Origin of the sequence: Corynebacterium tuberculostearicum, from assembly GCF_016894265.1 — a bacterium.
Taxonomy (GTDB): Bacteria; Actinomycetota; Actinomycetes; order Mycobacteriales; family Mycobacteriaceae; genus Corynebacterium; species Corynebacterium tuberculostearicum_D.
The window spans coordinates 627274-648927 of sequence record NZ_CP069791.1; the positions used below are offsets into that span (position 1 = coordinate 627274).

Below are 21654 nucleotides of genomic sequence, written 5' to 3' on the forward strand. Positions count from 1 at the left end.
CCGTGGAGAGATCGATAAGGTAATTTTGACTGTTTACGCTGAAGCTAACGACTTCTAGCTGGTCTTCGGGGATTAGGGTGTGGTCCAAGTCGTCGTAAAATTGGGTCACTTCACGGCGGGAAATATTTCCTCCAATTTTAAAAATTGCACCAAGCACAGAGAGCATAAACGGTGCTAAAGGGGTAGGGCGGTGAGAAGATTATCAGCAACTTTTCTGGCCGAAAATACTTTTCCCGAAAAATCCCGGATCTTTATAGAAAAAAATTAAACGCCACCACCGAATAGGAGGCGGTGGCGGCGTGTATCTCTTTTACTGGGCCAGGCGCTGCTGGATTTCCGCAGTAATGGAGTCAATTTCCGAGCTAATGGTCTTGTGAGCGCGGCGGCGCTGCTGCTCGGTCATGAACTCGGCATTATCGATGGCGGAGTCTACTTCTTGCAGGCGGTCACGCACATCGCGCTTGAAGCCGGCCGGAACGTCCGTGTTATCGAGGGAGTTGCGGATGCCGGCGGTGCGGGCCTTGAGCGGCGCACCGTAGCCGGAGAAGGAAGCCATCTGATCCGAGCTCACGCCGGCCTTAGCGGCCTTGCGCTTTTCGCCTTCGGTCTTCAGGCCCACGTAGCCGCGGTAGAGGAGCGGCAGCAGCAGGGGGGCGGCGGTGCGCAGCGCACCGGCGTAGCGCTTGACATTATCGGAGTTAAAGCGGCCGGCCTTGAGCTTGGCCAGCTCGTTCTTGGCCATCTTCTCCTCATGCTTGCGGCGCTTCTTGAGGCCCTTTTCCTCCGACTTAATGAGGTGCTTTTCCTGCTTGGCCAGGAGCTTTTGCTGGCGGCGACGGTCCTTAGACTGGGCCTTTACCTCTGCCTTGGCACGGGTCTTGGCGGCCTTTGCCTGTGCGCGTGCTTCTTGGCGGGCCTTTTTAACTTTCTTCAGAATGCTCATTAAATTTCCCTCACGTTTGATCGAGTCTGGATTCAACTTTACCTTGCCGTTCTATTAAGCTCACCCGGTGTGGAGGATGTGGTTGTTGCTTCGGACCTTGTGGGGTGCCGCTACCGCTTAGTACAGCGGCGCGCGCACCCCGAGATGCCGCGTACCCATGCCTCGATTGCCCGAGCAGAACGCCACGCGGCCGCAGTGGAGGCCGTCATGGAGATGTTTCCCCGCAAGGGCTCTGGCCGGTTCCGCCGCATCGATCTGGAAGGCGATGAGTGGGAGCGCTCCATGCGCACCCTTGAGGCCTTAGCTTCTGGGTATACGCACATCACCAACGCGGTCTTCGCCACCGCGGAGTGGATGGTGCGCGTAGATTTGCTGTTGCGCGAGGGCGATAAGTACACCCCAATTATCGTGTCCAATCACCGTGTGGCCCGCAAGAACGACACCAAGACGACGCCGGCGGTGCCTACCCACCGCTTGGGCCTGAGTGAGCCGCTCGAGGCGCCGTATAAGCTGCGCCATCATGCGGTAGATGGTTACCGCTTAGCGTTTGCCGCCCGTGCTTTGCGGGATCTCGGACTCGATTCCGGCCGGGGCGGGGCCATCGGCCAGGACCGCACCCGGGCATTTTTTACGGAAACAGCCAAGTTTGATCTGGAACGCGCCTGGAATCAGCCGCTTCCTACCGCCCCGGTGCGGGTCAAGGAGTGCGCGAGCTGCCGCTTTTGGTCTTTGTGCGAGCAAGAGCTGGTGGCGGCGGATGATATTTCGCTCTTCCTATCCGGCGACCGCGCTAAGCCTTATCGCGAGCGCGGGATTACTACCGTGCAGGCGCTTATCGACGCCGACCTGGGCGAGCCCTCGCGCCTTGCTGCCGCCTGGCGCGCCGGGGAGGTGTTGCTGCGCCGCGGCGGCGACGTGCACGTTCCGCGCGCAGACGTGGAGGTAGACGTGGATATGGAAGCCTACCTGGACCAGGGCGCGTATCTATGGGGAGCGTGGTACGACGGTAACTACGTCCCGTTTGTTACGTGGGAGCCGTTGGGTGGGCGCGCCGAGGCAGAGAACTTTGCGGCGTTTTGGCGCTGGTTGATGGATGTGCGTGCTAAAGCCCATGCGGAGGGCAAAACATTTGCTGCATATTGCTACTCGTCCCACGGTGAAAATCACTGGATGCGCATGTCCGCGCAGCGCTTCCGCGAGGTGGATGAGCGGGAAGTAGAAGAGTTTATCTCCTCACCGGAGTGGGTGGATATGTTCGCCCACGTCAAACGATCCTTCGCCGGCCCCTTCGGCCTAGGCCTGAAGGTAGTCGCCCCGGAAGCGGGTTTTACCTGGCCAGAAGAAGACTTCGACGGCGAAGAATCCGTGAACGCGCGCCGCGAGGCGCTAGCCGGTGACCTCGTGGCGCGGCAGCGCTTGCTGGAGTATAACTCCGGCGACGTCCAGGCTACCCGCGCGGTCCGCGAGTGGATGGATACCGGCGCGCTGGGTACTACAGCGCTGTAAATAGGGCGTAGACGACCGCGAGGATCGCTACGCCCGCATAGACCTGGTTCCATTCTGGCCCCGGCTTCGGATCCGGGCCCTCCGCCTTCTTCATCAAGACCTGCTTCTGGGCCTTGACCGCCCGGGCGATGAGCACGGGGTAGACCGCCAGGGGCAGGATGCACAAGAGGGAGGCGACCACCTTAAGCAGGGAAATATCGGTGCCGATCCAGATGAGCAGCCCACCGTTGACGAAGGTGGCGCGCAGGAGGCCGAGTTTGTCCAGTTGCTGCAAGCCCGCCCGGACGGCAGCGGGGCCGCCACCCATGGTGCTGGGCAAGAGGTAGCTCATCACGCCGATGAGCAGTTGACCGGCAAACCCCACCAGCAAGGAGAGGGTGGGCAGCGCCGGCTCGGGCATAAAGAAATGCTGCACCGTGTAATACACCAAAGACAGCACCAGCCATAGCGAGGCCATGAGCACGGAGACCGAGGCAAAGGTGATGCGATCGCGCGGGTCCTTAGCCACCGTCAGCACATTAGCGAGCCACTGCTGCAAGCTCAGCGCCCAACCGCAGCAGTAGGCTATAAGTCCCAACTGGGGGAAGCCGAGGAAAGCGCCCACGATGGTGGCAACCACACCGACTGCGAGCAGCGCAAAGGAGGAGTGTATGTGGCGATTAATACCTTGGGTGCGCCAGATGGAGGGGAAAAGGATGGTAAGAGAACCGGCCGCGGCCAAGCCGATGAATCCGCCGATATTGGCCGCGATATGGGCGAGTAGCAGCGTGGGATGGCCGGGGTAGACGGCCAGCAGGCCGCCAAAGATGGCACCCACCGGCAGGCACAGGGCGGAAAGTACATAAGCGCCCACCACGGGGCGGAAGCGTTTATCTTTGGCACCGCGCCATTGCTGGAAAAGCGATGCTGCATGCCAGAGCATCATGAACGCAATGAGTGTGGCGCCCACCTGGGTAACAATCCAGTGCTGGGACCAGAACTCCATGAGGATTTGACCGATTAACGCGAGGATGATTCCGGCATTGAGGCCATAGATGCGGGCCAATTGGGTAGGCCGAGTGGATTCGGGGAGGCGCTGTTGGGTGAATTTCTCCGTCAGGTGCTGGGACCACACGATGATGCTATTGCTCACCAGTCCGAGGGTGAATAGGTGGATGAGTACCCACCGGTAGTTCGGGACCAAGGTATGCGTTGCACCCACGAGGATGAAAACCATCATCCATAGGGATACGGGACGGGAGGCTTTGCGGTGCCATGTCCGCGCCGACCACTTATTCTCAGGCATAAAACCGATTTTAGTCGGATTTAATCTTGGTCCAAGTCAGTGCAGTAAGGGCGAGGGCTACGGCGGTGAAGAAGGCAATGAAGAGGGGCCACGATAGGGCGTCGAAAAGCAGGCCGGCACATGCGCTCACCACAGAAGAGCCGAAGTAATAGCAGAACACATACATCGAAGAAGCCTCCGCGCGGTCATGGGTGGCGATCTGGCCCACCCACCCAGAGGCGGTGGAATGCACCGCGAAGAAGCCCACGGTAAAGGCGATCATGCCCAGAAGCGTCATCGGTAGGTTGCCGGCGCACAGCGCGATGCCAAGGGCAAAAAGCACGGCAGAGGCGAATAGGGTTTTCCCATGGCCTATGCGTGCGACAAGGGAACCTGCTCGCGCTGAGGACCATGTGCCGGTGAGGTAAAACAAAAAGGCCAAGCCGGCTAGCGAAGGGGCCAGACCAAAATCATCGATGAGCCGGAAGGTTAAGAAGTTATACATGGAGACAAACGTGCCCATGGACAGGAATGCGGTGAGAAAGAGCAAGGCCAAATCCCGGTTGGCCCAATGACCAAAGAGTGCCCTGCTTTCGGTCTTGAGATGGATGGATTTAGGCCGGAAATTGCGTTGGGTAGGAAGCAGCAGCCAAGCCGTAATGGCAAAGGTGAGTGAGACCAGCGCCGAGCCGAAGAGCGCCCAGCGCCACGTGGAAATCTCCACCAGTCCGGTGGGGATGAGGCGGCCGGTAAGGCCACCGACGGAGGTGCCTGCAATGTATAGGCCCATAGCCCGCGGCAGGGCTTTGTCCTCGAGTTCTTCAGAAAGCCATGCCATTGCGGTGGCGGGGGCGCCAGAGAGCAGCGCACCCTGCAGGCCGCGTACCACGATGAGCTGCCACCCCTCCTGGGCGAGGGGAACAATGAGCCCCACGCCGGTCGCGGCAACGGCCGAAATGAGCAGGATACGTCCGCGACCGAAACGCTCGGAGAGAATCGATGCGGGCACCACGCATAGGGCCAGCGCGCCCGTGGCGGCCGATACGGTCATGGCCGCCTCGGTGGAAGAAAGGCCCATATTGTCTACCAGCGTGGGAAGAATAGCTTGGGTGGAATACAGGCTGGAGAATATAGCCAAGCCCACAAGGAGCATGGCTACCGTAGCGCGCCGCGTTCGAGTCATATCATTTAGCCTGCCCGGACACGCAGCATGTGTAAAATGTGGAAAATTACACTAATCGATGCGGAGTATGCATGAATGTGGAGGATGTCCGCGGCTTCCTCGCCGTGGTGGATCATGGTCGCGTGGGCGCTGCGGCCGATGAATTGGGGATCTCCCAATCCGCGCTGACCCGCCGCGTACAGCGCGTAGAAGCTAGTCTTGGCGCCCGCCTTTTCGAGCGCACTGGGCGCACCCTGCACGTGAACTCGCGCGGGAGGGCCTTCGCTGCGGCTGGGCGGGACATGCTCCGCGCCTATCAGGTAGGGCGGGACGATGTTGCCCGCCTCATGGATCCAGAGCGCGGCACCGTGCGCCTAGATTTCATGCACTCGTTGGGCACCTGGCTGGTTCCGGACCTACTCAAGAGTTATCGCGCGCAGCACCCGCACGTGGATATTCGCCTGCATCAAGGCGCGGCGCAGGAGCTGGTGAGCAGGGTGGAAAACGGCGAATCCGACCTCGCCCTCGTGGGCCCGCGGCCTGATGCGGCCCTGGGATGGCACCAGATAAAGGTGCAACGACTAGGCCTTGCGGTACCGGAAGGCCATTGGGCAGCGAACCGGCGGGAGGTGAAACTAGCGGAATTCGCTGCAGAACCGTTCATCGGCATGCTGCCGGGCTATGGCACGCGCATGCTTCTCGATGCCCTCGCGGACGACGCTGGCTTTAGCCCCCACCTCGTCTTCGAGTCAATGGAGCTTACTACCGTTGCGGGGCTGGTAGCGGCAGGACTCGGGGTGGCACTGTTGCCGCTGGATGATCCCTATCTGCAGGTGGGGAGCCTGATCCCCCTCACGCCGCCAGCGTACCGCGAGCTCGGTTTGGTGTGGCGCGCCGGGGATGATGCGCCCCCAGTGCGGCAATTCCGGGAATTTATCCGGGCATAGAAAAAGCCGCCCCGAAGGGGCGGCCGAAGTAACTACAAGGAGTTACTTGGTGGCTGCAGCGAAACGCTCAGCAACGTCATCCCAGTTGAAGACGTTCCATACGGCCTTAACGTAGTCAGCCTTAACGTTCTTGTACTGCAGGTAGAAAGCGTGCTCCCACATATCCAGCATCAGCAGCGGGGTGAAGTTGATGGAGGTATTACCCTGCTGGTCAGTCAGCTGCTCGATGATGAGGCGGCCAGCAATGTGGTCGTAGCCCAGAACTGCCCAGCCAGAGCCCTGCAGGGAGGTAGCAGCAGCGGAGAAGTGAGCCTTGAACTTCTCAAAGGAGCCGAAGTCGCGGTTGATGGCCTCTGCCAGCTCGCCGGTAGGCTCGCCGCCACCGTTCGGGGACAGGTTCTTCCAGAAGATGGAGTGGTTGGTGTGGCCACCCAGGTTAAATGCCAAGTTCTTGGAGAGGGCGCGGATGCGATCCGGGTTAGCCTCACCGTTGCGCTCTTCCTCGAGTGCCTCGAGTGCAGCGTTAGCGCCAGCAACGTAGGTTGCGTGGTGCTTATCGTGGTGGAGCTCCATGATCTCTGCGGAGATGTGTGGCTCCAGTGCGTCGAATGCGTATGGGAGGTCAGGAAGTTCGTAAACAGCCATTTTTAAATCCTTTCTTCGGGTACGTGTCCCGATGATAGGCACCGTGGAAAGATTTCGCCATGATTAATTCGAATTGTGGAACTAGCGGGAATATTAACTGGCCGCGGAATAGCTTTTCGCAGTACAACGTTGGGAAGAAGGAATAAGGAAGGAGCTATACCTCATGTGGATGTTTAAACCGGAGCCTAAACTCGTCGCCGCAGACGAAGCCCTGCCGGGGCGAACCGAACCGATTCTGGACCCTGCTCCGCACGCTGTTTTAGGAACGCCGATTACCGGACCGTGGAAAGAAGGCCAGCGTTCCATCCTCATTGCGGTGGGATGTTTCTGGGGTGCGGAGAAGATGTTTTGGGAGACCGAAGGCGTGGAATCCACCTCGGTGGGCTATGCAGGCGGTACCACCCCGAATCCCACGTACTACGAGGTGTGTCGTGGGCTAACCAACCATGCCGAGGCGGTGGAGGTGGTCTATGACCCGCAGCGTATCAGCCTGCGTGATCTTGTGGTGCAGGCCCTAGAAGCGCACGATCCCACGCAGGGCTTCCGCCAGGGCAACGATGTAGGAACGCAATACCGCTCTGCTTTCTACCCACGCACGGAGGAAGAGCGCGTAGAAATCCAGGGCATCGTGGATTCCTATGCAGAGAAGCTCAAAGAATTCGGATTTGGAGATACCACCACGGAAGTCAAACTCCTCTCCGAAACTGATTCTGGGGAGTACTACCTGGCTGAGGATGAGCATCAGCAGTACTTATATAAGGTACCTAATGGGTACTGCCCGCACCACAGTACTGGGGTGAAATGCGACTAAGCATCGCGCCGAATAAAGCGGGCAATCTTTTTGGCTAACTTCGGCGTGAGCGATTGGCGGGATTGGGATCCTAAGACCTCATCCCAATACCAGAGCATTTCTTCAAAATAGTTGTGTCCGTGCCCGCCAGGGACGTTGAGGGAATTGATCTGGTCCAAGCCAATTTGCCACCAGGTAATAAACGGAACCCAATGCAGCTGCCGGAAGGTATCCGCGTGCAGCGCTTCCGGCTGCGGTTCATGAATCCAGGTGGGCCTGCGCATGAGAAGGTTGAGATCCCACCACACGATGGCGTCGGAAGCATGCTGGGCAATGAGCATGCGGGGTCGGCGCCAGGTATGGGCGTAGTCATTGCCAAAGGCGTCGTGCAGCGTATGGTCAGGAGCCGCCGCGTAGCGCACATGTTTACCGCCATCGATAACGGGCAGGCGTTCTAGGGAACCAATATCCCGGCGCAGGCGCTGAGTAAAGTGTGTCATGCGCGGGGGGCCGGAAAAAACTGCGCCATTACACGCGGAAAGTAGGTCTTCCACATTATGGTAGTTATCCATAATGGCGTAGGCGCCAAGCGATTCACCTGCAAAATAGAGCCGTGGGCGGTTTTCCTCGGGCAGCTTATCTATTTCTTCTTGTATCACCCGAATCAATTCGCGCGCCGCCTGCTTCGGGGCGTTTTTATCCACGAGGTAGGCAAAAACCGAGGGCAGGTAGGAGTACTGCATGGTGACGGTGACGCAATCACCGCCGGTCAAAAACTCATAAGAGCAAGCACCCCAATTATTGATCCACCCCGAGCCGGCGGGCATTTGGATGACGATAGTCTCTCGCCGCAGGGCACCAGTGCGTTCGAGTTCGGCGCGGATCTTCTCCGCGGATTGCTGGAAGGAGCGCCCTGGGATGTATCCGGCGTAGATGCGGATGGGTTCCTTGGCATCGATTCCCGTCGCTGTGCGGATATCGCGGGCGCGGGGGCCATTGGAGACAAACCGGCGTCCCTGCTGTCCCAATGCCGACCACGGCTCGAGCGACCACGGGCTGCCGGAGCGCTCCGGCTCCCACGGCATAGAAGTGCCGGGAAAAATCTGTTTATTAATTCGCTGCGCTTGGTGCGATAGTGAGCGCAGCCAGCGTCGAAAGACCACGCGATCAGAAAGCGCAAATGCCGTGAGGCTCAGTCCGGCGGTAACCACCGGCCAAGCAATGAGTGCAGGCACCCAGCGGCCTAGCTGGCGTGACAGTTTAGTGACGGCAAGCTGCGTTGCTTCCCCGATGAGTAGGAGAGTGCCGTAGCCCGCGGTGCCCGCGGCCAAGCCGATGGCCGCCGTGGCGGGCCCACGCACGAGTTGCTTATTGACCAACTCCGCCTGCTTTTTCTGGTTGCGCAGCGAAAGCACGGCATTAAATGCAGTCCCGGCGCCAATAGCAAGGTGCACAATTTGTCGATGTTGAGGGCCAAGGCGGTCCTGCGGGCGCTTGCCAATGCTATTGAGGACAAAGCTTGTCGACGCCGCCCCAAGATGCCCAATGCCCTGACCAATTGCCACGTTGGCGGCGGTCACCCACCACGGGCGAGGAAGGAGAGAGGGCGAAATAGCCGCCCACGTGGCCAATTCCGCACCCAAAATTCCAGCCGACATATTGGGCGGTAAGGTTTGCCGGCTGGTCATACGGACGATGGGCGTGAGATCCGCGGCTACGCCAAGAGCGATTAGTGCAGCGCGGCGGAGAGCGCGTTTCATAATGCCCGATTGTCCCAGATTTCGGTGGGAATTTCAGAGTGAGATCTAGCCCGTGCAAAGATCCCCAAATAGTTGCACAATGGGGTCATGGCAAATCATGTAGGAAACAAGGTAGTTCTCATCGGCGCCGGCGACGTAGGAGTCGCCTACGCCTTCGCTCTCATCAACCAAAGCATCGTTGACCACCTGGCAATCATCGACATCGATGAAAAGAAGCTAGAAGGCAACGTCATGGACCTCAACCACGGTGTTGTTTGGGCCCCCACCCGCACCCGCGTCACCAAGGGCACCTACGCTGATTGCGCAGACGCCGATATGGTCGTCATCTGCGCCGGTGCCGCACAGAAGCCGGGCGAGACCCGCCTGGACCTGGTGGGCAAGAACGTCAAGATCATGAACAGCATCGTCTCTGACGTCATGGCGAATGACTTTGATGGCATCTTCCTGGTTGCCTCCAACCCAGTGGATATCCTGACCTACGCCGTATGGAAGGCTTCCGGCCTGGACCACAAGCGCGTCATCGGCTCGGGCACCGTGCTGGACTCCGCTCGTTTCCGCTACATGCTGGGCGAGCTGGAAGATGTTGCACCGAAGTCCGTACACGCCTACATCGTGGGCGAGCACGGCGATTCCGAGCTGCCGGCCGTCTCCACCGCGAATATCGCTGGTGTCCCGATGTCCAAGAAGCTGGACTCGGATCCGGAGTATGCAGAGCGCATCGAGAAGATCTTCGAAGATACCCGTGATGCCGCCTACTCCATCATTGACGCTAAGGGCTCTACTTCCTTTGGCATCGGCATGGGCCTGGCCCGCATCACCGCCGCCGTCATCCAGAACCAGGACGTGGCACTGCCAGTATCTGCTTACCTGCAGGGCGAGTACGGCGTAGAGGATCTCTACATCGGCACCGCTGCCATCATCAACCGTTCCGGCATCGTGCGCGCGATTGAGCTGCAGCTCAATGAACACGAAAAGGAGCGTTTCGATGCTTCTGCCAAGACCCTGAATGACATCAAGGAAGAGTTCTTCGGCTAGTGAAGATTGTCGCCCATAGGGGATACTCCGGAAAATATCCGGAGCTATCCCCTCTAGCTTTTGAAAAAGCCCTAGATTTGCCAATTCACGGCGTCGAGTGCGATGTGCGCTTGACGCGCGATGGAAAAGTAGTGGTCCAGCACGATCCCACGTTGGACCGCACCGCGGGGCGCCCCGGCCGCATTTCCAAGATGGACTGGGAAGAATTGCGCGGCGTTGACATCGGTTCGGGCCAGCGCATGATGCTTCTCGACGAACTCTTGGAACTGCTCGAGGGCAAACCGCACCACCTTTATATCGAGACTAAGCACCCCTCCGGGCAGGGCGACATCCTGGAGGAGCAAACGGTGCTGCGCCTGCGTTATGCGGGGCTTTTCGATGACCCCCGGATCCACGTCATTTCCTTTTCCCACCACGCCATCCGCCGCATGCAGAATTTGGCGCCGCACATGGACCGGATCTATCTTCGCCGCGATTGGGAACGCCACGTCAACCGTCCCGATGTAATGCTGTCCAGGCCCACCGCGCTTGGCGTATCGTTGTTGCGCGCGAAGCTGCAGCCGGCAATTATCGGCGCGCAGGGATTGCCTACCTACCTGTGGACCGTAGACAAGCCGGAGGATATGAAGTGGGCGTGGGCTAACGGGGTAGATATGCTCGCCACCAACCAACCCGAAGTGGCCCTACATGCCATTGAGCTCTAGTAAGCAGGTATCTTGGAGGCATGGCCAAGAAGAAAAAGAACAAGGAACAGCTGCCTGAGGGCATGTCCCGCCGCCAGGCAAAGCTCGCTGCCCGCGCCAAAGAGCGCGCCGCCCTGGAAAAGGATCCCCGCCCCTACGGCGGACTTGCTGCGGAGGCCTCCCTGGTCGCCATGCAGGAGTTCGTCCCCTCCGCTTTTGCCAAGCTTGACGTCAAAGGCTGCGACAAGAACGTGTATGTAGCCACCGTCCTGCCGGGTGCTTCTGCTGCGCTCATTCGTGACACCGAATTTGGCGGCGATGCCTTCGTGGGCCTGCAGGTGCAGTCCCACACCCACAACCCGGGCCGCGACCTCGCCTTTGCCCTTAACTGGGTGAAGAATAACGAGCCGGGTGCCACCCTGGAATCCACCGCGGCTGACGGCTCGGAGCCGAAGCTGGAGGAGCTTATCGATGCCTCCGCTACCCTCGACGTGCAGGTTCACCAGGACTTCGAATGGTGGATTCCGGAGGGAGCACAGGTCACCCCGCAGATTGCGCAGTCGCTACGCGCCGCTAATGATTCCGTCATCGAGTCCCACCAGGTGGGCGAGAACATCACCGGTGCGGCCTTCTGGGCAAATGCCGGCGGCGGCAAGGCCCACATCCGTTGGGTCCGCCCGAGTGATGATGAAGCCGCATTCCTGAACGCACTGGCGCGCGTCGCCGCCCGCGGTGAGCTGAACTTGGGCGAGGGCACCAAGTTCGCCGGTGTTTTCCGCACCCACGGTCTCATCGCTCCAGTCTTCGACTTGGATCCAGAGGTTGACCACGCTTCCTATGAGGAGCACCTCACCCGCGTGGACAAGGCCTTGGAGGAAGAAATCTCTAATGATGCCCAGCTGAACGCCGATGAGCGCAAGCAGCTAGAAAACATCAAGTCCCGCCAGGTGACCCTGCGCTAAAGACAGGAAATGGCCCTTCCCCGGTAGAGGAAGGGCCATTTTTTAATCGCTATTTGAGAGAATCCCACAACCCGGCGGCTGCTTCATCGTCCCAGAGGACGACGTTGCCAACCTCGGTATCTTGGAAACCGCCGATGGGGACGGTTTCAGTGTCTACACCGGAGCCCATGGCCAGTGCCACGCGGGCGAGGTGCCAGACGTGGTCGCCCTCGTCCACGATGAACGAGGAGGCGGTGTGGTTGACCAAGGAGAAGGCGCGGAATGGGTTAATCAGGGTGGCTGGGGAAGCAACCTTATCCAGTAGGGCGGAGAAGAATTCGCGCTGTCGCTGCACGCGGTCAAGGTCACCCATGGCGGTAGCACGAGTGCGCACGTAACCGAGGGCGTCGCGGCCCTTGAGCTTCTGGCAGCCATCTTGGAGATCAATGCCGGCCAGCGGGTCATTGATGGGTTCCTTTACGCACACGTCTACGCCGCCGACGGAGTCGACCACATTGGCTAGGCCACCCATGCCGATCTCGGCATAGTGGTCGATGTGCAAACCGGTCGTGCCCTCAACGGTTTGGGCAAGGAGCTGCGGTCCACCGTAGGTAAAGGCGGCATTGATCTTGTCCATGCCAAAACCGGGGACTTCCACGTAGCTATCGCGTGGGATGGAAACGAGCTTGGCCTTGCCGGTGCGAGGGATGTGCAGCAGCATGATGGTATCGGTGCGGCCCTCGCCCACATCTCCACCGGTGCCTAGCTCCGCCTGCTGTTCCTCGCTGAGTCCTTGGCGGGAATCGGAACCGACGAGCAACCAATTGGTGCCGGCGGTATTAGACACTTGTTCTTCTGGCAGCGCCTCCACGCGGGTGAGGCGGGCATCGGTCCAGAACATGAAGACGAGGTTGAATACCAGCAGGACAACGAGCGCCAAGCCAACGCAGCCGAGGGCACGCTTGGCCGGATTGACCTTTTTGCGCCGGCTATGCGGGCGCTGCCGGGGCGCCGGGCGCGGTTCGGTGCGACGAGGCGGGCGCTGCTGTGCGCGGTACTGGCTGGGGTAGCGGCTCGGTGTTGGCGGCGGAGTGCGACGCGGGGGCTGTTGCTGCCGCTGTGGTTGCGGAGCGCGGAAGGATTGTTGCTCGGGTTCCACGCGCCGCGGCGCCGGGCGGGCGGAGGAACGGCGTCGAATGGGGCGGCCGTATCGATCCTTGAGGGGACGTCCATCGGCCCCAAGGACGAATTCAGTGGAGGCATCGTCGCCGGCGCGGCGGGCCTCCCTATGCGGATCTCGTCCTGATTCAGTCATGCGCTATACCTTACAAGGAGCAGGGAGCAACGCCTGCTTCGCGACGTCCCCTACAGGCATTTTCACAGGAAGGAATAACCCACGAAAGCGACGGCGTCGATAAGAAAATGCGCTATGACCAGCGGCCATACCCGCCCCGTGCGGTGGTAGTAGTAGCCGTAGATTAAACCCATGATGATATTGCCAAAGCCAGCGGAAACTCCCTGGTAGAGGTGATAAGAACCGCGCAGGATGGAGCTTGCGGCCAGCGTGGCTGGCAGCGACCAGCGGGCCTGGCGCAAACGCGTCATCAGCCACATCACCACCACGGTTTCCTCCGCGAAGGCGTTGGCGCCGGCCTTGAGGAGGGAAACGGGGATTTCCACCCAAGCATTGGCGAAGTCGCCGGGGATGACCTCCTTGCTCCACCCCAAGTGCACCGCCGCGACATACAGGGCGAGCCCCGGGATGCCAATGAGGGCGGCAAGCCCTGCTCCTTCTAGCCAGTCGCGGGCGCGGTGGGCACGGGGCACAAAGCGGTCCTTGGCCAGCAGGAAAAGCGCTAAGGCTCCATAGGAAAAGAGCACGGCGGCCGAGCACAGCTGCAGTCCCATATCCACCCAGGCAAGAGAGGATTGGCTGGAATTGAGCGTGACCGATTGCTCGTTGAGGCGCTGCGGGGAGGCCAAGGAATTGACGAGGTTTAATACCGCCCGCACCCCGGAAATACCAAAAGTGAGGGTGAGGACGATGAGCAGCTCGGTGCGTAAGGATTTGGTCATGGGTGCAGGATGTGGGCGAGGCCGAGGAGGGCGGCGTCGGAAAGCGTAATGCCTCCCAGGTGTACGCCCACCGGCGGGTGATTGGGAACGGCCCATGGCACGGAAATGGCTGGCAGGCGGGCCATGTTGAAGAGGGAACCCCACGGAGACCACCGGGTCTGGGCTGCGAAATTCTCCGCATGGGGCAAGGACAGGAACGAACCAATACGCGGCGGGTCCGTGGTGAGCATCGGGGTGAGGATGGCATCGACGCCCCATTCCTGGGCCAGCAAGTCGGGCAGCTGCCGGACATGCGCCCGCGCCGCGGCCAGCTCAGCGGCGCTTACGCGCCGGCCCTGCTGAGCAATCCACTCGGCGTAGCCTGCCGCCGGGTTGAGCCCCGCCAAGCGGGAGGTAAAGGTCGTGCGGAAATGCGCAAAGGTGGCCCGGGCCTGCGGATACGGGGAAATGGGCACCACGGTGAAGCCGGCTGCCTGTAGGCGTTGGGCGGCCTCGCGGGTGGCGCGCAGATGGTGGGCATCGACGCTGGCATCACAAAACAGGGGCTCTACCAGCAGGCCGATGCGGGCGCGCGGGGTGATCATGCGGTGGCCATGCAGAAAGGCATTATCGGCCACGGTCCGGGTGATAAAGCCCTGCACACCCAGTTCTTTTCCTGCCGGTTTAAAGCCCACCACGCCGCAGGCCGCGGCCGGCACCCGGATGGAACCGCCGCCATCGCTGGCGTGCGCCGCGCGCAGCAACCCCCGCGCGACCTGTACCGCCGCACCGCCCGAGGAACCACCCGGAGTGCAGCCGGGAAAGAGGGGATTATCGGGATGGGGCAGGCCTACTGGTTCCGTATCTACGCGCAGACCCAACTCCGGGGTGGAGGACTTACCGATGATGTGCGCACCCTGCTTCTCCAAGGCCTCAATAAAGGCATCGCTGCGCTCGGGGTAGTAGGTGCGATCGACATTTCCCAAGGTAGTAGGCATGCCGCGGACATCGCAGAGATCCTTAGCGGAGAGGACCCAGCCGCTCAGCCGGCCTCGGCCGGAGGGCTCGCGGTCTACATTCAGGTAGGTGAAACCGTGCTCCTCGGGGGTAAGGCCGTGCAGATCCGCGCGGAGTTGTTCTACGGAAAAGTCCATGGGGCACCAGTCTAGTGGGCTAAGGTGACGTGCATGACTACCACCATCGCCTTCCTGGGGCCGGCCGGCACCTTTACGGAAGCGGCCGTGCATAAGTTTGCCGCGCACCTGCCGCAGGTAGAGACCATGCCGGTTGGCTCGCCTTCGGAGGCCGTGGCCGCCGTGCGCGCCGGGCAAGCCGAGTACGCCTGCGTAGCCATTGAAAATTCCGTCGACGGCGCGGTCACCACCACCTTTGATGCACTCGTTGAAGCCGAACCGGTGCAGATTTACCGCGAGGTGGATATCCCCGTGGCTTTTAACATCATGACCCGGCAAGGCGCGGGCGACATTGCGCGGCTGAGCACCCACCCGGTGGCGTTCCAGCAAATTCGCGGCTGGGTAAAAGACAATCTGCCGAAGGTAGAGTTCGTGCCGGCCAGTTCCAATGCCGCTGCGGCCGAGGCTGTAGCCCATGGGGAAGCGGATGCGGCCGCAGCGCCGGCGCGGGCCGCCGAGATCTTTGGGCTGGAAACCATCGCCCAGGGCGTGGCAGATGTTGAGGGCGCCGCAACGCGCTTTGTCCTGGTGGGGCGTCCGGGAAAACCAACTGCAAGGACTGGCCAGGACCGCACCAGCGTCATCTTCACCCTGCCAAATGAACCGGGCAGCCTGGTGGGGGCGTTGCAGGACTTTGCGCACCGCGGGGTGGACCTGTCCCGGATTGAGTCGCGCCCCACGCGAGAGGCCTTTGGCACGTACCGCTTCTACGTGGACCTTATCGGGCACATTGACGATCAGCCGGTGGCGGAGGCGCTGCGGGCCTTGTGGTTGCGGGCAGAGGACCTGCTTTTCCTCGGCTCCTGGCCGGCGGCAACCCCTGCGGGCAAGCCACCGCGCGATCTGGCAGCGGCGGATGACTGGGTAGCGCGGGCGCGCAGGGGCCAATAATCTAGAAGCATGCCCGGAAGAATTATCCTGCTGCGTCACGGCCAGACCTATTCCAATATTTCCCGCTTCCTCGATACTCGCCCGCCCGGGGCAGAGCTTACCGAGCGCGGCCGCGACCAAGCCACGGAGGTAGGCCGGGAGCTAGCGCAGTTGGTGGGCGAGCGCGAGGTGGAATTTAAATGCTCCATTGCCCTGCGCGCTCAGCAGACCGCGATGCTGGCGGCACGCGCCTTTGAGCAGGAGCGCGGTATGCCGGAATTCTCTCAGCGCGTTGACGTAATCTCCGGCGTGCACGAAATTTTCGCCGGTGACTGGGAGATGGACGGTAGCGAAGATGCCCATCGGTCGCACATGGTGGCCATGCGTGGCTGGTGCGATGGCGAGCGCGGCGCTGGGATGGAAGGCGGCGAGACCTTGGATGATGTGTTGGCGCGCTACCAGCCGGTGCTGGAGGGCATTGCGAAGCAGCTTGCCGACGACCACGATGTCATTCTCGTCAGCCACGGTGCCGCTATCCGCGTGGTCACCAAACACGCCACGGGTGTTGATGCCGACTTTGCCTATACCGGCTACCTGGCCAATTGCCGCTTTATGGTGATGGAACCGCACGGCAAGGACTTTGGTGAGTGGACGTTAACCCAGTGGGCGGATACGGAGCTCTAGCCCCAGCCCAAGCGGTGCAGCTCCTCTTCTTCGAGGCCAAAGTAATGGCCGAGTTCGTGGAATACGGTGACCTTAACCTGCTCTGCCAATTCTTCCTCGCTGCCGGACCAGCGCTGCAGCGTGTTGCGGTAAATGAAGATCGCATCGGGCAGGAATCCGGCGTGATCGAAAGTGCGGTGAGGCAGTGCGACGCCCTCGTAGAGCCCTAGCAACATAGGGTTATCGGGATTTTCATCTTCGACCAAGATGACGAGGTTGCGCATGCGGCGCACGAATTCCTCGGGGACTTGATCGAGCGCCTCGTTGACCATCTCATCGAAGCGCTCTTCCGATACCTCCACCATTAGGGCGCTGGGGCCGGTGCGGGGGCGGCGGACTCGGGTGCCGGATTATTGTCCTTGCTCTCACGCAGTGGATTGCGCTCAGGGCGTTCCTCCGGCGGTTGGCCGTCGATAGTCAGCGCCTGGCGGCCACCGGTAGCGGAACCAGTGATGGCAGAGAAACCGCCGCCTTCGCGGGCGTGCACAAGGGAGCAATTGACGGACTTGGTGCCGCCGTTCCACGAGGCCTCGGTGATAGAGCCCCAGAATGGTTGCAGCGTGGACTGGTAGAGCTGCTCCTCGCCGCCAAGGTAGTCCTCGGTGGCGGCGGTACACGTATCGGATAGGAACTTGTCCATATCCTTGCCGTCCGGGTAACCGTCAGGGAACTGCTTGCCCACATCGATGACGGAAACGGTCTCCATTTGGTGGGGCTTGGCGCAGTCGACGACGTGCGGAACCTGCTTGTCATCGATGGCCAAGCATTCGCCCGGCTTGGCGAGGTTAGCCTGCTCGGAGGCCTCGACGTTGCCGGTAGTAAGCTGCGGTACGCCGTGATCATCGGTGGTTTGCAGGCCGCACAGCAAGGTGCGGTCGCCGCGATCCCAGGCGGACTGCGGCGGCAGAATGGACGCCACATCGTACTTGCCATTCGGATCCCATTTACCGTGCAGGTAGCCCACAGTGGCGGATTCGCACAGCTCATCGCGCAATTGGTGTTGGCGGGTAAGCGCTGGGCGGGTGGCATCAGGGCCGAATTCGCTGGTGGGGTAGACGCTGAGGTCTTCGGTCTTGGAAACCTCGAAGCGGTGCTGATCGGAGCACGGTACTTCCTTGAACCCGGTGGCGGAGCCATCCTGGGCGATGTCCCACGTCAAGCAAGCGCCGGCGGCCGCAGCGGTGAAGGGCTCCGGTTTAGGAGCGGCGGTTTCTGAAGTATCCCCGCTATTGTGCTGCTGGGCAGCGGTAGTGTCTTCGCCGCCCGATTTGTGGGAGCTGATAACGCCATAGATGCCCATGAAAACGGCCGCCGCGATTGCCGCAATCAAGACAATCTGGACGGCCACAGCGGAACGCCACGCAGGTGATTTCTTCATAAGGCCTTTAATCTTACCTTTTAAGCAGGGTGCTGGCTAGATACTGTTCTCCCTAGCCACCCGGGTAGTCAGGCGGTAGCGGTCGGTGCGGTAGACGGAGGAACACCACTCCACCGGCCTATCGCCCGAGCGGGAGTAGCGCACGATGTGCAGCAGTGGGGTGCCCACGGGGACGTCGAGAAGCGGGGCAGTGTCCGCATCGGCGGAAATCGCCGAGACCGTTTGATCCGCATCGGTAATGGGGACGTTAAAGACGGAGTCGAGGATGGCGTAGACCGAATTGTAGGTGTCATTTTCTAGCAGGCTGGGCGCATACGTGGAGTTATACCAGCCGTCATCAATGGAGTAGGGCTCGCCATCGCCCAAGCGCAGGCGGCGCAGGTGAATATGTTCGGTTTGGGCAGGAGTATCAAAAAAGAGGGCGGCATCCTCCGGGGCGCTGCTGCGTCCGCTGGTAAGGATTTTGGAGGAGGCGGTGACGTCTTGTGCGCCCATCTCGTCCGAGAATGAGGCCAGGTGGAGCCGGGAGACAAGGGGATTGGGCGCTACGAAGGTGCCCTTACCGCGGACGCGGCGCAATTTTCCGGCCGCGACAAGATCCCCGATGGCGCGGCGGACCGTGATTCGTGACACGCCATAGGTTTCTTCAAGAAGCCTCTCGCCGGGCAGGATATCGCCGGGTTTGAGGGTCGTGCGGCACAATTCTTCGAGGATATCGTGCAATTGGGTGTGTTTTGGAACGGGACCGTCCGTAATTGTGCGGGCGGGGAGCTGAACGGCGGACATAAAGCCATCATAATTCGCTGGTTATTACCACCGCAAGGTGTTGCCAATACGCTAAACTTACATTCGTGATTGATCTCAAGCTACTCCGCGAAAACCCCGACGTTGTCCGTGCTTCCCAGGTGAACCGAGGTGAGGATCCCTCCCTCGTAGACCAGCTTTTGGAAGCTGATGAGCAGCGCCGCGCTGCTATCCAAAAGGCCGACGAACTGCGCTCCGAGCAGAAGGCTTTTGGCAAGAAGATCGGCCAAGCCTCCCCAGAGGAGCGTCCGGCACTGCTGGAGGGCTCTAATGAGCTGAAGGCCAAGGTCAAGGAGGCGGAAGAGGCACAGTCTGCCGCCGAGGCCAAGGTGGAAGAGCTACAGTACAAGCTCGATAACGTGGTCGAAGGTGCCCCGGCCGGCGGTGAAGATGACTTCGTAGTGGTCGAAGAAGTAGGCCAGATTCCTGAGTTCGACTTCGAGCCAAAGGATCACCTTGAGTTGGGTGAGTCCCTCGGCCTTATCGACGTCAAGCGTGGCGCCAAGGTAGGCGGCGCTCGTTTCTACTACCTCACTGGCGATGGCGCCTTCCTGCAGCTGGGAATGCTGATGCTCGCGGCGCAGAAGGCGCGCGAAGCTGGCTTCAAGCTGATGATCCCGCCAGTTCTGGTTCGCCCAGACATTATGTCCGGCACCGGTTTCTTGGGCCAGCACTCCGATGAGATTTACTACCTGCCGGCCGACGATATGTACCTGGTCGGTACCTCTGAGGTGGCCCTTGCCGGTTACCACAAGGATGAGATCATCGACCTCTCCAATGGCCCGCTGCAGTATGCCGGCTGGTCCTCCTGCTTCCGCCGTGAGGCTGGCTCCCACGGTAAGGACACTCGCGGCATCCTGCGCGTCCACCAATTCGACAAGCTGGAGATGTTTGTCTACTGCAAGCCGGAGGACGCGGAAGAAATGCACCAGCGCCTTCTGTCCATGGAAAAGGACATGCTTGCAGCCATGGAACTGCCTTACCGCACCATCGACATTGCCGGTGGCGACCTCGGTTCTTCGGCGGCCCGCAAGTTCGACAATGAGGCTTGGGTTCCTACCCAAGGCACCTACCGTGAGCTGACCTCCACCTCGAACTGCACCACCTTCCAGGCTCGCCGCCTGTCCACCCGCTACCGCGACGAGAACGGCAAGACCCAGACCGCAGCTACCCTGAACGGCACGCTGGCGACTACCCGCTGGCTCGTTGCCATTTTGGAAAACCACCAGCAGGCCGACGGCTCCGTCGTTGTCCCTGAGGCCCTGCGCCCGTTCGTGGGCAAGGATGTCCTGACCCCGCAGTAAGTCCGCCGTCGTCCTGGAGAGTTATGAACGCTGCGACGAATTTCCTGTACCGCCAGATCACCCACATTGGCAGGGGGGTGACTCTGGCACAGGGATTAAAAATGCGCCTTTCGGGGGAAGAAAATATCCCCGATAAGGGCGGCGCGGTGTTGGTCTGCAACCACACCGGCTACATGGATTTCCTCTTCGGCGCCTTTTTGGCCTATCGCAAGAAGCGTCTGGTGCGCTTCTTGGCTAAGGCTGGAATCTTCAAAGCACCGGTGGCGGGTCCGTTGTTGAAGGCCATGCATCACGTGCCAGTTGACCGTATAGATGGCAGCGCCTCCTTCCGCCAAGCGGTACAGCTGGCCAAGGACGGCGAACTCGTGGGCGTGTTTTCTGAAGGCACAATTTCCCGCAGCTTTGAAATCCGCAGCATGAAAAGTGGCGCCTCCCGCATTGCCTATGAGGCGGGGGTGCCGGTAGTCCCACAGGTCATTTTTGGTTCGCAGCGCCTGTGGACCAAGGGACACAAAAAGAACCTGGGACGGACCAAGACCCCTGTCTTTATTACCGCCCTCGAACCGTACTATCCCACCGGCGATGCGGAGGCTGATACCGCGGAGATTCGACGCCGCATGCAAGAGGCATTGGAAGGGCTATGGGAACAGTACGAAGCCGAATTTGGACCCATGCCTGCCGGTGAATACTGGGTGCCCGCCCGTAAAGGAGGAGGGGCTCCTACCCTTGAAGAAGCAGAAGCTCGAGATGCTGAAGTAGAAACCGAGCGCCACCGCGTACGCCGGTTGCGCGACGATCTAGTGGGCCTCAAAGAACGCGTCTCGGTTACTACGGTTGACTTGGTGCGCAACCACATGGCCGCCGCCAAGGGAGCGGACGGGGAGGAGCCAAAGAATGAGGCGCGGACCGCCCCGGAGACCCTGGAGTGGATCAAGAACAACCTCAACGCCGTGGTAGAAGAGGCAACCCGCGGCTTGGATGAAGGTCGCGATAAGGTCGCGGATATCATGGCGCAGCTGAAGTCGGATGTGGCGCAAACCCAAGCGTCCATCACGGCCAGCAGTAAGGAGATATGGGCTGGTTCCGTAGCGGAGCAGGGCCTGTTGGCGGCAGCCACCCAATCCCGGCTTATCGTTTCGCGCTTGCCGCACCGCATGAAGGCGCAATTTTCTTCCATCCCCCGCGTGGTAGTGGCGCAGAGCAGCGCGCTGAATTGGGAAGATGGCGCGCTAACTCCGCGATTGCACAAGGCTTTGGCAGATATCTACCCGGCGGCCGAAGTCCTGATCGTGATATCACCCGCCGGTGAAGTGGAAGTTCCGCAAGCCGTGTGGAGCGTTGTCGTTGATGAGGACGCTGTGCAGCCGCGACTCGATACCGATGCACTGTCCGTCACTGCCGCGACTGCGGTACAAGGCGTGGAGCGCATCCTCGAGGATCTGAAAGCTAAGCCGGAGGAGGCCCTGGTTTTTGCTAACGAGCCAGGAGATGAGGATTTCCTAGACCGGATGCCGGTGGTGGCGTTGGAAACTGCCCCTATTGAGGTGGTCAAAGGCGCTCAGGCGGTCACTTATTCTGCCGAGAAAGCCGGAATGTCCGAAGTGCTTGAAGCAATGGCGCGGTTAGCGCAGAAATAGCGAAGGATTTTCGT

At 60.6% G+C, this 21654-nt stretch carries 21 protein-coding genes and 1 pseudogene; 10 read left to right on the top strand and 12 right to left on the bottom strand.

The window, feature by feature from the left end; translation table 11 throughout:
- Window positions 1-7: 7 nt before the first annotated feature.
- Window positions 8-166, bottom strand: a pseudogene (locus I6J28_RS11980) (hypothetical protein); the annotation flags it as partial.
- A 144-nt stretch (window positions 167-310) separates the two neighbouring features.
- Complete coding sequence (locus I6J28_RS03215) at window positions 311-943, bottom strand: DUF6474 family protein (RefSeq protein WP_005325356.1); 633 nt, start codon at window positions 941-943, stop codon at window positions 311-313.
- 69 nt (window positions 944-1012) lie between these two features.
- Between I6J28_RS03215 and I6J28_RS03220 the strand changes: the two genes are divergently transcribed.
- Complete coding sequence (locus I6J28_RS03220) at window positions 1013-2449, top strand: TM0106 family RecB-like putative nuclease (RefSeq protein ID WP_204610752.1); 1437 nt, start codon at window positions 1013-1015, stop codon at window positions 2447-2449.
- Here the strand turns inward: I6J28_RS03220 and I6J28_RS03225 are convergent.
- Both I6J28_RS03225 and I6J28_RS03230 read right to left on the bottom strand, forming a co-directional pair.
- Entirely contained in the window at window positions 2436-3734 is a 1299-nt protein-coding gene (locus I6J28_RS03225) for a copper oxidase (RefSeq protein WP_239454648.1), read from the bottom strand. The two genes, I6J28_RS03220 and I6J28_RS03225, sit on opposite strands and share 14 nt — an antisense overlap.
- Before the next feature lie 10 nt (window positions 3735-3744).
- The gene (locus I6J28_RS03230) at window positions 3745-4896 is read right to left on the bottom strand and encodes an MFS transporter (RefSeq protein ID WP_204610754.1); all 1152 of its coding nucleotides are present in this window, start codon (window positions 4894-4896) and stop codon (window positions 3745-3747) included.
- Window positions 4897-4967: 71 nt separating this feature from the next.
- On the opposite strand from I6J28_RS03230, the gene I6J28_RS03235 reads away from it, so the two are divergent.
- Entirely contained in the window at window positions 4968-5822 is an 855-nt protein-coding gene (locus tag I6J28_RS03235; protein WP_204610755.1) for a LysR family transcriptional regulator, read from the top strand.
- A 42-nt stretch (window positions 5823-5864) separates the two neighbouring features.
- On the opposite strand, the gene I6J28_RS03240 is transcribed toward I6J28_RS03235, so the two are convergent.
- Window positions 5865-6467 (bottom strand): superoxide dismutase, encoded by a 603-nt coding sequence (locus I6J28_RS03240; RefSeq protein ID WP_005325362.1) that lies wholly within the window; start codon window positions 6465-6467, stop codon window positions 5865-5867.
- A gap of 163 nt (window positions 6468-6630) precedes the next feature.
- Here I6J28_RS03240 and msrA point away from each other — a divergent pair, with 163 nt between their 5' ends.
- The gene (msrA, locus tag I6J28_RS03245) at window positions 6631-7278 is read left to right on the top strand and encodes a peptide-methionine (S)-S-oxide reductase MsrA (protein ID WP_204610757.1); all 648 of its coding nucleotides are present in this window, start codon (window positions 6631-6633) and stop codon (window positions 7276-7278) included.
- On the opposite strand, the gene I6J28_RS03250 is transcribed toward msrA, so the two are convergent.
- Entirely contained in the window at window positions 7275-9017 is a 1743-nt protein-coding gene (locus I6J28_RS03250; protein ID WP_204610759.1) for an alpha/beta-hydrolase family protein, read from the bottom strand. The genes msrA and I6J28_RS03250 overlap by 4 nt on opposite strands.
- An 87-nt stretch (window positions 9018-9104) precedes the next feature.
- Between I6J28_RS03250 and I6J28_RS03255 the strand changes: the two genes are divergently transcribed.
- Genes I6J28_RS03255 through I6J28_RS03265 form a run of 3 tightly spaced genes read left to right on the top strand, consistent with a single transcriptional unit; the run spans window position 9105 to window position 11697 of the window.
- Entirely contained in the window at window positions 9105-10052 is a 948-nt protein-coding gene (locus I6J28_RS03255) for an L-lactate dehydrogenase (protein ID WP_204610760.1), read from the top strand.
- A complete protein-coding gene (locus I6J28_RS03260) occupies window positions 10052-10756 on the top strand; it encodes a glycerophosphodiester phosphodiesterase family protein (protein ID WP_005327032.1) in 705 nt (234 codons plus the stop codon). Before I6J28_RS03255 ends, I6J28_RS03260 begins: the two co-directional genes overlap by 1 nt.
- A 20-nt stretch (window positions 10757-10776) precedes the next feature.
- The gene (locus I6J28_RS03265) at window positions 10777-11697 is read left to right on the top strand and encodes a DUF5926 family protein (protein ID WP_204610761.1); all 921 of its coding nucleotides are present in this window, start codon (window positions 10777-10779) and stop codon (window positions 11695-11697) included.
- A 49-nt stretch (window positions 11698-11746) separates the two neighbouring features.
- On the opposite strand, the gene I6J28_RS03270 is transcribed toward I6J28_RS03265, so the two are convergent.
- From I6J28_RS03270 to I6J28_RS03280, 3 genes are all read right to left on the bottom strand, one after another.
- A complete protein-coding gene (locus tag I6J28_RS03270) occupies window positions 11747-12991 on the bottom strand; it encodes an LCP family protein (RefSeq protein ID WP_204610762.1) in 1245 nt (414 codons plus the stop codon).
- A 62-nt stretch (window positions 12992-13053) separates the two neighbouring features.
- A complete protein-coding gene (locus I6J28_RS03275) occupies window positions 13054-13752 on the bottom strand; it encodes a CPBP family intramembrane glutamic endopeptidase (protein ID WP_204610763.1) in 699 nt (232 codons plus the stop codon).
- On the bottom strand, window positions 13749-14885 hold the full coding sequence (locus I6J28_RS03280; protein WP_204610764.1) for an amidase: 1137 nt from the start codon (window positions 14883-14885) through the stop codon (window positions 13749-13751). The genes I6J28_RS03275 and I6J28_RS03280 overlap by 4 nt, the downstream gene beginning before the upstream one ends.
- Before the next feature lie 33 nt (window positions 14886-14918).
- Between I6J28_RS03280 and pheA the strand changes: the two genes are divergently transcribed.
- Both pheA and I6J28_RS03290 read left to right on the top strand, forming a co-directional pair.
- Window positions 14919-15815, top strand: a complete 897-nt coding sequence (gene pheA / locus I6J28_RS03285; protein WP_204610765.1) for a prephenate dehydratase — start codon at window positions 14919-14921, stop codon at window positions 15813-15815.
- A gap of 9 nt (window positions 15816-15824) precedes the next feature.
- The gene (locus tag I6J28_RS03290) at window positions 15825-16478 is read left to right on the top strand and encodes a histidine phosphatase family protein (protein WP_204610766.1); all 654 of its coding nucleotides are present in this window, start codon (window positions 15825-15827) and stop codon (window positions 16476-16478) included.
- Here the strand turns inward: I6J28_RS03290 and I6J28_RS03295 are convergent.
- The 3 genes from I6J28_RS03295 to I6J28_RS03305 are packed head-to-tail and all read right to left on the bottom strand — an operon-like array spanning window position 16475 to window position 18681.
- Complete coding sequence (locus tag I6J28_RS03295) at window positions 16475-16822, bottom strand: metallopeptidase family protein (RefSeq protein ID WP_204610768.1); 348 nt, start codon at window positions 16820-16822, stop codon at window positions 16475-16477. The two genes, I6J28_RS03290 and I6J28_RS03295, sit on opposite strands and share 4 nt — an antisense overlap.
- The gene (locus I6J28_RS03300) at window positions 16822-17895 is read right to left on the bottom strand and encodes a septum formation family protein (RefSeq protein WP_204610769.1); all 1074 of its coding nucleotides are present in this window, start codon (window positions 17893-17895) and stop codon (window positions 16822-16824) included. Before I6J28_RS03300 ends, I6J28_RS03295 begins: the two co-directional genes overlap by 1 nt.
- A 36-nt stretch (window positions 17896-17931) precedes the next feature.
- Complete coding sequence (locus I6J28_RS03305) at window positions 17932-18681, bottom strand: GntR family transcriptional regulator (RefSeq protein ID WP_005325388.1); 750 nt, start codon at window positions 18679-18681, stop codon at window positions 17932-17934.
- Between the two features lie 65 nt (window positions 18682-18746).
- Between I6J28_RS03305 and serS the strand changes: the two genes are divergently transcribed.
- Window positions 18747-20003, top strand: coding sequence for a serine--tRNA ligase (serS, locus tag I6J28_RS03310; protein ID WP_150850412.1), 1257 nt, complete (start codon window positions 18747-18749; stop codon window positions 20001-20003).
- A gap of 101 nt (window positions 20004-20104) precedes the next feature.
- Window positions 20105-21640 (top strand): lysophospholipid acyltransferase family protein, encoded by a 1536-nt coding sequence (locus tag I6J28_RS03315; protein WP_239454649.1) that lies wholly within the window; start codon window positions 20105-20107, stop codon window positions 21638-21640.
- Window positions 21641-21654 lie beyond the last annotated feature (14 nt).

What these genes read in the sequence shown, in the direction of transcription:
- I6J28_RS03230 (WP_204610754.1), bottom strand. Translation starts at nt 4,896, where the DNA reads ATGACTCGAACGCGGCGCGCTACGGTAGCCATGCTCCTTGTGGGCTTG.
- pheA (WP_204610765.1), top strand. Translation starts at nt 14,919, where the DNA reads ATGACTACCACCATCGCCTTCCTGGGGCCGGCCGGCACCTTTACGGAA.
- I6J28_RS03315 (WP_239454649.1), top strand. Translation starts at nt 20,105, where the DNA reads ATGCGCCTTTCGGGGGAAGAAAATATCCCCGATAAGGGCGGCGCGGTG.
- I6J28_RS03275 (WP_204610763.1), bottom strand. Translation starts at nt 13,752, where the DNA reads ATGACCAAATCCTTACGCACCGAGCTGCTCATCGTCCTCACCCTCACT.
- I6J28_RS03305 (WP_005325388.1), bottom strand. Translation starts at nt 18,681, where the DNA reads ATGTCCGCCGTTCAGCTCCCCGCCCGCACAATTACGGACGGTCCCGTT.
- I6J28_RS03250 (WP_204610759.1), bottom strand. Translation starts at nt 9,017, where the DNA reads ATGAAACGCGCTCTCCGCCGCGCTGCACTAATCGCTCTTGGCGTAGCC.
- I6J28_RS03215 (WP_005325356.1), bottom strand. Translation starts at nt 943, where the DNA reads ATGAGCATTCTGAAGAAAGTTAAAAAGGCCCGCCAAGAAGCACGCGCA.
- I6J28_RS03255 (WP_204610760.1), top strand. Translation starts at nt 9,105, where the DNA reads ATGGCAAATCATGTAGGAAACAAGGTAGTTCTCATCGGCGCCGGCGAC.
- I6J28_RS03280 (WP_204610764.1), bottom strand. Translation starts at nt 14,885, where the DNA reads ATGGACTTTTCCGTAGAACAACTCCGCGCGGATCTGCACGGCCTTACC.
- I6J28_RS03265 (WP_204610761.1), top strand. Translation starts at nt 10,777, where the DNA reads ATGGCCAAGAAGAAAAAGAACAAGGAACAGCTGCCTGAGGGCATGTCC.
- I6J28_RS03300 (WP_204610769.1), bottom strand. Translation starts at nt 17,895, where the DNA reads ATGAAGAAATCACCTGCGTGGCGTTCCGCTGTGGCCGTCCAGATTGTC.
- I6J28_RS03240 (WP_005325362.1), bottom strand. Translation starts at nt 6,467, where the DNA reads ATGGCTGTTTACGAACTTCCTGACCTCCCATACGCATTCGACGCACTG.
- msrA (WP_204610757.1), top strand. Translation starts at nt 6,631, where the DNA reads ATGTGGATGTTTAAACCGGAGCCTAAACTCGTCGCCGCAGACGAAGCC.
- I6J28_RS03290 (WP_204610766.1), top strand. Translation starts at nt 15,825, where the DNA reads ATGCCCGGAAGAATTATCCTGCTGCGTCACGGCCAGACCTATTCCAAT.
- I6J28_RS03270 (WP_204610762.1), bottom strand. Translation starts at nt 12,991, where the DNA reads ATGACTGAATCAGGACGAGATCCGCATAGGGAGGCCCGCCGCGCCGGC.
- I6J28_RS03225 (WP_239454648.1), bottom strand. Translation starts at nt 3,734, where the DNA reads ATGCCTGAGAATAAGTGGTCGGCGCGGACATGGCACCGCAAAGCCTCC.
- I6J28_RS03235 (WP_204610755.1), top strand. Translation starts at nt 4,968, where the DNA reads ATGAATGTGGAGGATGTCCGCGGCTTCCTCGCCGTGGTGGATCATGGT.
- I6J28_RS03295 (WP_204610768.1), bottom strand. Translation starts at nt 16,822, where the DNA reads ATGGTGGAGGTATCGGAAGAGCGCTTCGATGAGATGGTCAACGAGGCG.